This window comes from Pseudoalteromonas sp. P80D2, from assembly GCF_036680945.1.
GTDB classification, from domain to species: Bacteria; Pseudomonadota; Gammaproteobacteria; order Enterobacterales; family Alteromonadaceae; genus Pseudoalteromonas; species Pseudoalteromonas shioyasakiensis.
Map to the genome: position 1 here is coordinate 309,652 of NZ_JAZDAR010000026.1, position 12,430 is coordinate 322,081.

General features: G+C 42.2%; 11 protein-coding genes. 4 read left to right on the plus strand and 7 right to left on the minus strand.

Annotation, left to right across the window (positions count from 1 at the left end):
• Positions 1-12: 12 nt before the first annotated feature.
• The 5 genes from VRK28_RS06225 to VRK28_RS06245 are packed head-to-tail and all read right to left on the minus strand — an operon-like array spanning position 13 to position 3,963.
• Positions 13-1,560, minus strand: a complete 1,548-nt coding sequence (locus VRK28_RS06225) for a serine hydrolase (protein WP_062566452.1) — start codon at positions 1,558-1,560, stop codon at positions 13-15.
• Positions 1,557-2,072: a gamma-glutamylcyclotransferase family protein gene (locus VRK28_RS06230; RefSeq protein WP_062566453.1), complete on the minus strand. Its 516-nt coding sequence runs from the start codon at positions 2,070-2,072 to the stop codon at positions 1,557-1,559. Before VRK28_RS06230 ends, VRK28_RS06225 begins: the two co-directional genes overlap by 4 nt.
• Before the next feature lie 7 nt (positions 2,073-2,079).
• Positions 2,080-2,700 carry a LysE family translocator gene (locus tag VRK28_RS06235; RefSeq protein WP_054560994.1) on the minus strand — a complete coding sequence of 207 codons (621 nt, stop codon included), beginning with the start codon at positions 2,698-2,700 and terminating at the stop codon, positions 2,080-2,082.
• Between the two features lie 6 nt (positions 2,701-2,706).
• Positions 2,707-3,489 (minus strand): hypothetical protein, encoded by a 783-nt coding sequence (locus tag VRK28_RS06240; protein WP_062566454.1) that lies wholly within the window; start codon positions 3,487-3,489, stop codon positions 2,707-2,709.
• Between the two features lie 3 nt (positions 3,490-3,492).
• Positions 3,493-3,963 carry a CreA family protein gene (locus tag VRK28_RS06245; RefSeq protein ID WP_055196731.1) on the minus strand — a complete coding sequence of 157 codons (471 nt, stop codon included), beginning with the start codon at positions 3,961-3,963 and terminating at the stop codon, positions 3,493-3,495.
• A 103-nt stretch (positions 3,964-4,066) separates the two neighbouring features.
• On the opposite strand from VRK28_RS06245, the gene VRK28_RS06250 reads away from it, so the two are divergent.
• Both VRK28_RS06250 and VRK28_RS06255 read left to right on the plus strand, forming a co-directional pair.
• On the plus strand, positions 4,067-4,555 hold the full coding sequence (locus VRK28_RS06250; protein WP_062566455.1) for a hypothetical protein: 489 nt from the start codon (positions 4,067-4,069) through the stop codon (positions 4,553-4,555).
• A 109-nt stretch (positions 4,556-4,664) separates the two neighbouring features.
• The gene (locus VRK28_RS06255) at positions 4,665-4,994 is read left to right on the plus strand and encodes a 5-carboxymethyl-2-hydroxymuconate Delta-isomerase (RefSeq protein WP_054560998.1); all 330 of its coding nucleotides are present in this window, start codon (positions 4,665-4,667) and stop codon (positions 4,992-4,994) included.
• Here the strand turns inward: VRK28_RS06255 and VRK28_RS06260 are convergent, their stop codons facing one another.
• On the minus strand, positions 4,995-7,124 hold the full coding sequence (locus VRK28_RS06260) for a winged helix-turn-helix domain-containing protein (protein WP_062566456.1): 2,130 nt from the start codon (positions 7,122-7,124) through the stop codon (positions 4,995-4,997).
• A gap of 329 nt (positions 7,125-7,453) precedes the next feature.
• Here VRK28_RS06260 and VRK28_RS06265 point away from each other — a divergent pair, with 329 nt between their 5' ends.
• A complete protein-coding gene (locus VRK28_RS06265) occupies positions 7,454-10,474 on the plus strand; it encodes a TonB-dependent receptor domain-containing protein (RefSeq protein ID WP_062566457.1) in 3,021 nt (1,006 codons plus the stop codon).
• A 60-nt stretch (positions 10,475-10,534) separates the two neighbouring features.
• Here the strand turns inward: VRK28_RS06265 and zapE are convergent, their stop codons facing one another.
• Positions 10,535-11,647 (minus strand): cell division protein ZapE, encoded by a 1,113-nt coding sequence (gene zapE / locus VRK28_RS06270; RefSeq protein WP_062566458.1) that lies wholly within the window; start codon positions 11,645-11,647, stop codon positions 10,535-10,537.
• 58 nt (positions 11,648-11,705) lie between these two features.
• Between zapE and rsuA the strand changes: the two genes are divergently transcribed.
• Positions 11,706-12,404 (plus strand): 16S rRNA pseudouridine(516) synthase RsuA, encoded by a 699-nt coding sequence (rsuA, locus tag VRK28_RS06275; protein ID WP_062566459.1) that lies wholly within the window; start codon positions 11,706-11,708, stop codon positions 12,402-12,404.
• Positions 12,405-12,430 lie beyond the last annotated feature (26 nt).

Genomic DNA, 12,430 nt, shown 5'->3' on the forward strand with positions numbered 1-12,430 from the left:
TGCGACTTTGGTTTACTTTTTAGCGCGTAAATCTAAATTCCTAAAGTCAAAACTAAAGTCTGTCACCGCCATTGAGACAGCGCGCATTTTTGCACTACTCACTCGGTTATCTGGGCTCATTTGAAACTCAATGTAAGCATCTGCTTCGAGTAACTTTTCATCCCACTTCACAATAAACGTATTGCCCGTGTAATGCTCAAGCTGACCTTTCAAACGCTTTGTATGAGTAAAATCAATACGTAGCTGACCATTTAACTCCTCGATTACCACATCACCATACCAGTTATCGTGCAGAGTGCCTGTGTAGTTGATGTTTGGTAGTTTCGCTTGATAATCAGCAGGTGTTTCTGGTTTTGCGTTTGCGTAAGCTTCTTTTTTACCTTCAAAGTGCTTTTTAGCAAGATCTTCAACCCAGTCTTTATCTTCAAGATCTAATGCATCTTCTAATACTTCATAGGTCACTGCAGAGAGCGCACTAAACGCTTGCTGGTTACTCAGAATAACAATACCGAGGTTTTTCTCTGGTAATAATGTCACTTGAGACACCATACCTAAAATACCACCACCATGGCCTAGCTTTTTAATGCCGTGGAAATCTTCAATGCTCCAGCCTAAACCATAACCTCTAAATTGTTGGTGGTAAGCTTCATAAGCACTTTTTGATGCCATTGACGTAATGTGCGGGTGCCACATTTGTTGCTGTTGCTTTTCAGTGAATAACTGCTGGCCATTTGGCATTTTGCCATGTGCAAGCTGCGTGCGTAGCCATTGGCTCATATCGCTTACGCTTGATGCAATCGCACCAGCGCCACGGAAATCTTCAAGGTAGTTCACAAAAAATGGGTGTAGTTGGCCATCCATTGGAATATGACCCGTCGCCCAGTTTTTATTGCTACTAGGAATACGTGAAAAACCTGCGCGTGAGTTTTTCATATCAAGTGGCTGAAGAATATTTTTCTCGATGTAATCATTCCAGCTCATGCCAGATACACGGGCTACCACTTCACCTGCAGTCACAAACATTAAGTTGTTATAGGCATATTTACTACGAAAGCTACTCGCTGGTTTTAAGTATTTTAGCCCTGCGATAATTTCATCAATCGATTTGTCAGTATCTGGCCAAATCATTAAATCGCCTTGCCCTAAACCCAAACCGCTACGGTGGCTTAATAAATCGCGAATGGTCATTTCACGTGTTACGTAAGGGTCATACAGACGAAACTCAGGAAGATGATCAATTACTTTGTCATCCCAGCTAAGCTTACCTTCATCAATTAATTTAGCTAACGCTGCTGCGGTAAATGCTTTGGTGTTTGACGCGATACCGAATAAGGTGTCTTTATTTACTTTTTTACCGGTATCAAGGTGAGATACACCAAAACCTTTTGCTAACACGACCTGATCATTTTCAACAATCGCTACAGCCATACCCGGTACGTCAAAACGTGCCATTGACGTTTCGATTACTTTTTCAATTTTTTTAGTATCAATATCGGCATAACTGTAAAACGAACAGCTCGATAACAGCGCCGCTGCAACGGCTAATTTACGAAATATCATAATATCCCTAGGTGATTTTTATTGTTGTGAATAGCGAACTCTTTCGCTGCCCGAGTTTTATCTGGATCATCGCAACTTGGTCTTGCGAGTATTGCTTCACTGTAATGATTTGGTACACCTGCTTCAAGCGCTCCGCGATGAACATGCTGAAGATACCAGTCGAATGGCAGTAAAGACTCATCTAAGGTGTTAGCGATATAACAATGGGCAGCAAGTTGCTCGCCATCTAGTAGTTCAACGGTGATATCTACACAGTCATAACGCGGCCCTTCGATATCATCAAGAATCGACTTTTCAGCTTCGTTTAACTGATACACAACACCATATACCAAGGCATCTGCCTGATCTGTTTTGCGCACGCTACACTTTGCAGAGCCGTCGGTACTTACCATATCAAACGTCAGTTCATAGCCTTTTAAAATAGCTGTGCCTACCCGCTTTGCTTCAGGTAACCTTGCCAGCAATCTGCTCGATGACATATTTGAACCAAATGAAAAGTTATATAGCGCCATACTTACCTCACACAACAACGCGAATAGCTAAGGCAATTAAGATCACGCCAATGCCTCTATCAAACCAGTATCCGCTTTTTAAGAAAAATGCTCGCACTGATGCTTTTGATAACACCAATGATAAAAATGAAAACCATAGCCAAGTCGCCATTGCCATATACACGCCATAACCAGCCTGCACTACAACAGGTGTTTCAGGGCTTATTACAAGAGTAAACAACGACATAAAAAACAGTGTTGCTTTGGGATTAAGGGCATTGGTAAAAAAACCGCGTCGAAATGCTTTATACACAGATTCAGGCTCAGCAGGGGCAAGGGTTTGCTGTTTACTATCGCTAGGTTTTGCGCTTCGTAAAGCTTGCACACCCAAGTATGCCAAATAAGCCCCTGCAAGGTATTTTAAAGCCATAAATAAGCTAGGTGACTGGGATAAAATTAATGCCACACCTAATACACAATAAGCAATATGCAGCAAAATAGCCGCACCAACCCCAGCACTGGTCCAAAGCGCATTTTTACGACCTTGTTGAATACTTTGCTTGAGTACAATTGCAAAGTCAGGACCTGGGCTTGCTACCGCAAAAAAGTGAGCTATGGCTATCAATAAAAACTCATCTAAATACTGCACTCAATATTACCCTACTGCTTGTTCATCTAATGCTAATAACAACGGATTTGCACTGTCACTCACCAATGCTTTAATTTGCTTTTGCGCTTTTTTATATTGGCTGCGTAAATGGGGTTTTAAAAACTTCTTCGACTGATTGTCCCCTTTAAAATGCGTAACCAGCGCATGCATAAATAGCGTTTGTGGCTCAGTCAGCGCTGCTTGGCGATTGGCATAAGGGTTATAACCGCAGCCGCAGCCACCTTTAAATTGATACACCGTATTACTCATCATCACCCCAAAGCCTAAATAGCATGCCAACGCATCGCTTGCTTGCGGTAAGTACTCTTTACCGCCAGGAGGTAAGACACCCACATGGTGAATCAAAATGGTCGCTAAGGTACCAGCAAAACTTGCCACTAAATCTTGCGGTTGATTGATTTGGTTCGGGTTAAAGGAGATATTCACCGGATGATTTGCCGGCAAAATTAAGCTCGCCTCGCTACCGCGTAAATTGTCTTGAAATTCAAAATGCGGAAACACCTGCGGTGTAAGCCCAGATGGCGCAACTAAGTTAATTGGCCACGCCTGCATCCCCGCATAATCAACAACTCGGCTAAATACCTTTTCAGCCATTTCATTGACGCTCGACACCCTATCCGGAAAGAACTGCCCGTTAGGTAAAATGATTTGTGTGTGTTTTAAAAAATATTCACTATCAAAGTGTTCAACAGCCCATAAAAAGGTATCGATTAACCACTGCTGCTCTTGCTCATCAACAAGTGGGGCTGACTTAAATAACGCTAACATAAATTACTCTTGTGATTGTGCCCATTGCCATGCATCCGTATTGTAAAGAGGCACAGTTGATAAAGCATGATGATGGCTACCGCTCGACTCTTTCGTTGAATAAGACAAATATAAAAGTGTGCGTGTTGGCGCATCATAAATACGACGTACTTTTAACGATTTAAACAAAATACTTTTCGATGATTTAAATACCACTTCGCCCGATTTACTGCGATCAATTTGTTGTAATTGGTCAGCGGTAATGGGGCCTGTTTGACGACAGGCAATAGACATATCGGATGGATCAGCAAAATCAAGGTTCGCTTCAATATGGCTAATGTGACAAGTAACACCGCTTATAAGCGGGTCTTGTTGTGATACCACTTTAATATCTTTGGTCGTAAATAACCCCAAACTCACCGAAGCAGCATCATCCGAGCAACCGCTCAACAAAATCAGTGGCGCAGTAAGTGCAGCTAATTTTAGTAACTTCATCCTAGTGTTCCTTATTAAAAAGCGATAGTTGTCCGTTTACAACGATTTGCTTGCTATGTTTCAATACTATCTCAAAATATCTTCAACAACGAGCACCTAAACAATGAAAAAATCGCTTGGTTTACTGTGTTTAATGTTCTTAAGTAGTACAGCTCACGCTGACTACTCTATTAGCGCTGGTTTCGGCAAAAACTTTACTAACTCGGTGCAAACCGAAGAAAACCTTAAAATTGAGCTTGAGGATGACAGCCATTTTACTGTCAGCCTAGATAGAACCATTGATAATGCTCGCTATGGGTTCTTTTATTCAGCAACCGAGCTTGATATGAAAGACCAAACCAACAAGCAAGTCGAGATGCAATACCTGCTATTTCAAAGTGCCGTAGAAGTGCCATTAGCTGACCGTATAGTTGGTTTTGTTGGTGCCCAAATTGGCGCAAACCACGTCAACACTGACTTTGCCGACTCTGATACATATTTTACCTCTGGCCTTTATGCTGGCGCAGATTATTTATTTACTGAACAAGCACGGGTTTATGTTGAAACTCGCTGGCTGGCAACTATTGTAAATAATGCAAGTAACGTATCGTGAACATTGCCAACATCAGAAGACGACCAATGTCTATGGCACTTTGATGGTGATGTGTTAAACCAATTTCAGACAAACATCGGTTTTAGTTACCGCTTTTAAGGAAGACCCCATGCCGCACATTGTTATAGAACACTCAGAAGACTTGCCAATTCTGCCACAAGTGTTAGTTGAAAAAGTTCACCAAGCCGTTTTTGACTCAGGCTTATTTGAGCTTTCGACCATAAAGACTCGTGCAATTGCTTATCAGCATTACGAATTAGGTGAAGGCAAAGATGGCTTTATTCACATCGGCGCATCAATCATGGCAGGCAGAACCATAGAGCAAAAGCAAATGCTCAGTGAGCAATTATTAAGTTGCTTAAGAACATACTGCCGCCGCTCGTATAGCTTAAGCGTTAATATTTACGATATGGATGCTGATATTTACCGTAAGTGTTAATTACTTTGGCAAATAGGCTGCCGGTAAGCGCTTGATTTCTATCTCAGGCGATAAGTACGCAGTGTAAACTAGCCAACGCTCATTGGGTATGTAGGTCAAACCCGATGAGCGACTATAAGCTCGCTCCGGTAAGGCAATTAAATCATGATGCTGCTTACTTGCTAAGTCATAGTAGCTAATACGGTAATCACCTAAGCGTTCTTTATAATAATAAATACGCCCCTCATGATACGCGTTCTTTGCCACCAGCAACCATGCATAACTGCGCGCCAACTTAACATCGTTCACCAGCATTTCTTCAACACCCGTATCATGATGTTTTATCCAAATAGCATGGCGCGAGTTGGTAAATAAAATATCGCCTGATTGTGTTTCAACGCCATACTGCGCAGGCACTTCAACAGCTTTACCTAGGCTTTTACCTGTTAAGTCATAACGATATAAGTAGTCACCATCAGAAACTAAAATATGCTGGCTATCAGCGCTAAACTTGGGTTTAATTGCATGACTAAATGGCAGTTTGATTTGCTGACTTTGCTCTACTTTGAAATCATAAATATATAAGCGGGTACTGCCATTGTCATACAATGAAAACAAAATATAGCGTCCATCGGCTGACCAGGTTGGATCACGAACTTCCCCCGTGTTATGTGCAAAGTCAGTAAGCTGCTTTCGCGAGCTGCTATCAGGGTTAACAATCCAAAGCTGTGAACTGCCAGATTCATTGGACACATACAGTAGTTTATTTTGCTGCTGATTATATTCAGGGAATAGCGAGCTAAAATTGGTCGACAACATAGAAAACGGCGAGTTGGCCACTTGTTCGTCTATTTTCAGACGCGTGATCACCTTATCTAAATCCCACTGATGGTAATAAACACTACCATCACTACTGTAATTAGGTGAACTCATGCCCGCAATTTGCGTGTTGATTAGGGTTTGATTCTTAATGTCAAAGAAGTAGCCATAACGTTTACCGCCCTCAACTGCACTAAACGCCAATTGCTCTTTAGACGGATGCCAATCTACACCATGAATATCAACAAAATCATGAGTTAGCCGTTGGCTTTGCCCTGTTTTTACATCTATTAAAAACAGCGCTTTTTGGTTGTTTTTAACATTACGCGTAACCACAACTCGCTGTGCATCTGGCGAAAACGACACTGACTCATACACAGTTTCGCAGTCATCATTACAAGGAATAACTGTTTCTTTTGTTTGTTTTGCCTGTAAACCGAGCAGTTTGATACGAGTGACATAATCACCTGTCTTGCTTGTATGATCAACAATGTAGGCCAAGGTTTTACCATCACTACTGATATCAAGATCAGGCGCATAGTTATTACTGCACTCCCCTAGCACGACACTGGTGGCATTTACCAAAGAGAGTTTTACAATTTCACAAACATCTGACGCCATACGGTAATAATATAATGTGTTTGCATCTGGGCTAAACACAGAGCGCCCTTCTGTAAAAGGTGAGTCCGTTAATTGCTTTGCTGGGTGCTCTGGAAAATGTAAATCACGTAAATATAGGTTATTTGGTTTACCAAGCTGTCGCCATGAATACACCAAATAGTGCTGATCATCAGAAATTGAAGGATAAATCTCACGACCAGGGCTTGCCGTCACGCTTTCGATACTATTAAGCGGTAGCACAAAGCTTGAGTTAGTTTGCTTTACAGGCGAAGAGAACAACCAATACATCACAACCAAGCTAATGACACACAAAGCCACAAACAGCTGGCGTATTTGTGCAGTAGTGATACTAAAACCCACTGGGTTTTCTTTATCGGCTGTATCTATTGGCTCGGGCTTTAATAAAACGCGATAACCCGTTTTACGCAGTGTCTCTATGTAAGTTTGTTCTGGATCGAGTTCCTTAAATGCTTTTCGTAAATGCCAAATTGCATTTGTTAAGGCTTTTTCACCCACGTAAAAATTGCCCTCCCAAACACTATTGATGAGCTCTTCACGGGTGATGGGTTCGGGGTAACGCGCAACTAAGCAAGCTAACAACTCAATAAACTTAGGCTGCAAAAGCTGTTCACTACCATTGCAGATCAGTTTATTTTCGAGTGGGTTAACAATACATGAGCCCAGCTGATAAACGCGATTAGATGTTTCCATTTACTCTAAATAAAACCCCATTTTAGAAGTACAGCAGTATAAAGCCCTATCAATTTATCGTAAAAGCAGCCCTTTCACCAGCTTTAACGTTGCAAAACAGTTAACAATGAACATTTCTTAACTCGCTGATTTTAAATAAATAGATATTCAATAGATATAAAATAGAGACATAAACGAGCCACCTAAGATTGTAGTTAGGTTCACATTTCTATAAAAATTTTTACGTCAATACCGACCAACCAGAGTGTTGCTCACTGTAAATTTTAACTGCCCTTAAAAGAGCATCACTCTGGTTCTAAAAACTAAAAATAAAACAACTAGGAACGCCTGTGAGAAATCTACTAACCAAACCTTGTGCTATTGCACTTGCTGTTGCCAGTGGTTTTAGCCAACATGCATTTGCCAATGAGGCTGAGATTGCCCGCCCTGCCAACACCACTCCAGCAGCTAATGAACAAACTGAAGAGCCGGAAAAAATCGTTGTTACGGGTTCTCGTATTAAACGCGATAGCTTTTCAATTCCAACACCGCTGGTCACAATGGACCGCGAAGCCATTGCCGATACAGGTTTAACCAACTTATCAGACATTTTGGTTGATAACATGCCAGCTCTTAGCGAGAGCATAGGTAATACCACCAGCCAATCAAGTGTTTCAGCGACCGGTTTATCGACAGTACAGCTTCGAGATTTAGGCGCTAACCGTACCCTAACATTGATTGATGGTCGTCGTGTTGTTTCAAACAGCTACAGTGGCAACTATGTCAGTTTAAATACCATTCCGAGCGGTATGGTTGAGCGCGTTGAAATAATCAGTGGTGGTGCATCTGCAACCTATGGTGCCGATGCTGTAGCAGGTGTGGTGAATATTATCACCCAATCCAAAAAAGAAGGCTTTGATTTTAAAGCGAACACAGGTGAAACCACCGATGGCGGCGGTAAAGAATTTACCCTTGATTTAAACTACGGTACCTCGTTTGCTGAAGATCGCGGTTACGCCTATTTCAGTGCCAACTGGGACCGTGATTTCGGTATGACTTTTTACGATCGTAAACGCGCACAAATCGAAGATTCTTACCGCTACGACGATGAGCAAATGTGTAATCAGATGCTCACAAAAGACGGTTATCAATGTATGCGTGACATCACACAAGCTGATTGGGTTAGCAAAAGTGATGGTATTCCTGGCGGTGTGTTCTTAGAAAACAGCCGTAACGACACGCAATTTTGGTATGACGGCCAAACTCTACGTGATGACTGGAAAGGCAACGAAGAAATTTACGGTGTGAATTCTAGGCAATACGTGATGCTTGATGTACCAAGCGATAACGTATCTGCTGCAGTTAAAATTGATTACGATTTAACTGACGATGTAATGTTCTACGCGCAAGTTCAATACAGTGAAAGTGGTTCTTTTAACAATAAGTCGCCTGAAGATGAATACGAAGGTGCGTATGTACCGCGTTATGACCCGACCACTGGCGAGCCCCTTGCAGATGTAGCACCGGGTTATATCCCTATCGACAACCCATATGTTCCGCAAGAAATCCTCGATGCCAACCCATACAAAGATCGTATTTATTGGGATCGCCGCTTCAGTGAAGTGGGGAATATTAGCACTGATAATACCCGTAAAACGATTCGTAGTTGGGCAGGTCTCCAAGGCACATTATTTAACGACGAGTGGGACTGGGATGTATCTGCAAGTTATGGTCGTTTTACCCAACACCAAATTCGTAGCAATGAATTAAATACTGTAAAACTTAATCAAGCTTTGCAAGCAGAAGAATTAGCGGATGGCACCATTCAATGTATTGATGAAGCAGCTCGCGCTGAAGGCTGTGTGCCAATTAACTTATTTGGTGAGGGCTCTATCACCGAAGAAATGGCTGCTTGGATCCGTACCAACCCAATTATTGATACCGAAATAGAACAATACGGTGTAGTTGGCTACGTTGCGGGTGATTTATTTGAATTACCAGCAGGCTCAGTATCCGCAGTATTTGGTGGTGAATACCGTAAAGACAGCCAAGACCTATCAACCAGCGACGACATGAAGGCAGGCGGTATTACCTTCAACTATGTACCAAATTTTTATGGTGAAGTTGAGGTCTATGAAGCCTTTGCAGAGCTTGCGATCCCACTTTTAAAAGATGCTCCTTTAGCAAAAAATTTAAGCGCAGAAACTTCATTACGTTTAGCTAACTACAGCATGGAAAACGTCAACACTGTTGCCAGCTACAAGCTAGGTGTATTTTGGGAACCAATCGAAGGCTATGCATTTAGAGCAAACTACGCTCGCGCTCAACGTGCTCCCACAATCACTGAGCTTATGTCACCACCGCGTGGCGATTACGACAGCTATGATGATATTTGTGACGGTTTAACAGCAACATCAACTAAAGCAGGTCACGATAACTGCCGCAAAGAACCTACGTTAGCTGCGCAACTTGCTGCTGATCCTAACTTTGAATTTAGCGATGAGAACAACAGTTACTCTCCAGGGGCAGGTAACGAAAATCTAAAAGAAGAAACCGCTGATACTTATACCTTTGGTGTGACAGTGGCTCCTGCCTTTTTAGAAAACTTTAATCTTGCTGTTGATTACTACGATATTGCTATTGTTGATGCGATTTCGCAGATCAGCAATGAAAACATCATGCGTGAATGTTACGACTCAGAAGCAGCATGGGGTGAAGACAACGTATTTTGTAATGATATTACCCGTAATAGCGAAGGTAACATTATCAAAATTCTTCAGCGTCAATATAACCTCGATGAGCTAACTGCACGTGGTTATGATGTGGTTGCACAGTACAAATTAGACTTAGATAACCTAGGTCAGTTATCGTTTAAACTAGATTACAACCATGTAATCGAAAACTCGCAAACTTATGAAGGCCTTGATGGCAGCTTAGTAACCAGTCACTACGCAGGTTACGGCAGCAGCAAAGATAAAGCCTCAATGTCACTTACATGGCGTAACGATAACTTGCGTATTCGCTGGCGTACAAATTACTTAGGCTCGTTTAAAGCAAGCCAGAGTCTTGAAGAAGATTATCAAGAGTATGTTGCCGAAAATGATGCCCGCTGTGAGGCTGGTGAAGATACTTGTATCAGTAATCCAGAAAAACTTGCCTACCAAGATTATGGTTCGTTCTTAAAGCACAGCCTTTCAGCGTCTTACACCATGTCACTTGGTGAACAGAGCCAATTGCGCGTATTCGGTGGTGTGAATAACGTGTTTGATAATAAAGGTGACTTTTATCCATATGGCCGTGGTAATTACTACAGCGCATACGGCGGTGGTGCTGGTCGCTACGTGTATGTAGGTGCTCAATATAGCTTTTAACCGTTTCATATGAAGATCCCCAGCTAGGCTGACATCAAAGGCGCATTTTTATTGCGCCTTTTATCTTTTCCAGCTTTGCATCCCAACTAACCGAGACTCGGTACGCGCATATTCAAATGCCAGTTTTTGGCCTTGATATAAATCGCTAATACCCACATCGGCCGAAATCACCAGTAATCGGCTGCGATCATAAAACTCATCAACTAAAGCAATAAAGCGCCGCGCTTCATCATCTAAAAAATGTTCTTGTAAATCCTGCTTTTCTCGCTGATAACTATCTTCAATGCCATGCACAATTTGTTTACCTGTTGCTCCGCGCCCCATCACCGGCACATTGAGTAAATAAACGCGCTGAAAACGCTCTGCCAAATAAATATAATCCGCGGTGCTTCTAGGTCCTGAGCAAAGCGTCATAAAATCAAACATAATGGCGTCTTGAGCTTGCATTACACAGCTAAGCTCGCGGTGGCAAACCGCTATCGTTGTTTGCCTTTGTATAGCTTGCTCGTGCTTTAAAAAGCGCTCTGTTAGCGCCTTTTTGTTACCAATAAAATAATGTGCGGTTTGTTTGCCAAAGCGAAAGCGATGATCGGTATCGCCTTCAACACTTAAAACATGGCAATGCTCATTTAATAAATCGATAGTGGGTAAAAATCGTGCTCGCTGTAAACCATTACGATATAACTGCTCCGGTTGGCAGTTTGACGTTGCCACTAACACTACTTGCTGCTCAAACAAGGCTTTAAATAAGCCACCTAAGATCATGGCATCACCAATATCAGATACAAAAAACTCATCAAAACAAATCAAGCGAATGTGCTCTGCCCACTCTTTAGCAATCACCGTCAGCGGATTTTTCTGCCCTTGCAGCTGAGTTAAGCGCTCATGCACTTGCTTCATAAAATGATGAAAGTGCAAACGCTGTTTAGCTTCAGTGTTAACAAGCTTGAAAAACACGTCCATTAACATAGATTTACCACGCCCTACTGGGCCATATAAATAAACCCCTTTTATTGGCTTAGCGCCTTGCCACCAATGGCTTGGTGCAGCTAATTCTGTGGCTAGATTATCGAGAGCATTAATCGCTGTGCGCTGGGCACGGTCTTCTTGCAAATCACCTTTGGCTATTTGCGCTTGGTAATGCTGTAATATTTGTCCTTGCTGTACTGTCATAGGTAACTAGTATCCGCTATACTCGCCGCCATTGTAGCCGACTAAAAATGTGATCCCAATGAAATTTCCATGCCGTTTAGATAAATTTATTAGCCATATTGCCGAGTTACCTCGCAGCAAAACCAAAGCAGGTATCAAACGTAAATACGCCACTGTGAATGGCGAGGTGATCACCTCATTTGATTATTCAATCAGCCAAGATGATGACGTGCGCTGGCAAGGCGAGCCACTGGTATTTTTAGGTAAGCGCTACTTCATGCTCCATAAGCCTGCTGGCTATGTATGTGCCAATAAAGATGACCTTCACCCGACTGTATTCGATTTACTTGATGAACCAAATATGAGCGACTTTCATGTTGCAGGCCGTTTAGATATCGATACTACAGGGTTAGTAATCATCACCAATGATGGCGACTGGTCACACAAAATTACTGCACCAAAGCATAACAAATTCAAAACGTATTTAGTTGAAACTCAAGAACCTATTGATGAAGAAGCCATTGCAGCGTTAGAGCAAGGGGTGCAATTGCACAACGAAAAAGAGCTAACTCGCCCTGCGGTTGTTGAAAAACTTGCAAGCTACAGCTTACGCCTTTCAATTTGCGAAGGTAAATACCACCAAGTTAAGCGAATGCTTGCGGCTGTAGGTAATAAAGTTGTTGAATTACATCGTGAAAAAATAGCTGACATCACCCTCGACGAAAGCCTTGCAAGCGGTGAATATCGTGCCCTTACAGAAGCCGAACTGAAGCTCTAAATAGGTACTTGAGCAAAAGTCATGAT

What these genes read in the sequence shown, in the direction of transcription:
- VRK28_RS06255 (WP_054560998.1), top strand. Translation starts at nt 4,665, where the DNA reads ATGCCGCACATTGTTATAGAACACTCAGAAGACTTGCCAATTCTGCCA.
- zapE (WP_062566458.1), bottom strand. Translation starts at nt 11,647, where the DNA reads ATGACAGTACAGCAAGGACAAATATTACAGCATTACCAAGCGCAAATA.
- VRK28_RS06230 (WP_062566453.1), bottom strand. Translation starts at nt 2,072, where the DNA reads ATGGCGCTATATAACTTTTCATTTGGTTCAAATATGTCATCGAGCAGA.
- VRK28_RS06250 (WP_062566455.1), top strand. Translation starts at nt 4,067, where the DNA reads ATGAAAAAATCGCTTGGTTTACTGTGTTTAATGTTCTTAAGTAGTACA.
- VRK28_RS06245 (WP_055196731.1), bottom strand. Translation starts at nt 3,963, where the DNA reads ATGAAGTTACTAAAATTAGCTGCACTTACTGCGCCACTGATTTTGTTG.
- VRK28_RS06240 (WP_062566454.1), bottom strand. Translation starts at nt 3,489, where the DNA reads ATGTTAGCGTTATTTAAGTCAGCCCCACTTGTTGATGAGCAAGAGCAG.
- rsuA (WP_062566459.1), top strand. Translation starts at nt 11,706, where the DNA reads ATGAAATTTCCATGCCGTTTAGATAAATTTATTAGCCATATTGCCGAG.
- VRK28_RS06225 (WP_062566452.1), bottom strand. Translation starts at nt 1,560, where the DNA reads ATGATATTTCGTAAATTAGCCGTTGCAGCGGCGCTGTTATCGAGCTGT.
- VRK28_RS06260 (WP_062566456.1), bottom strand. Translation starts at nt 7,124, where the DNA reads ATGGAAACATCTAATCGCGTTTATCAGCTGGGCTCATGTATTGTTAAC.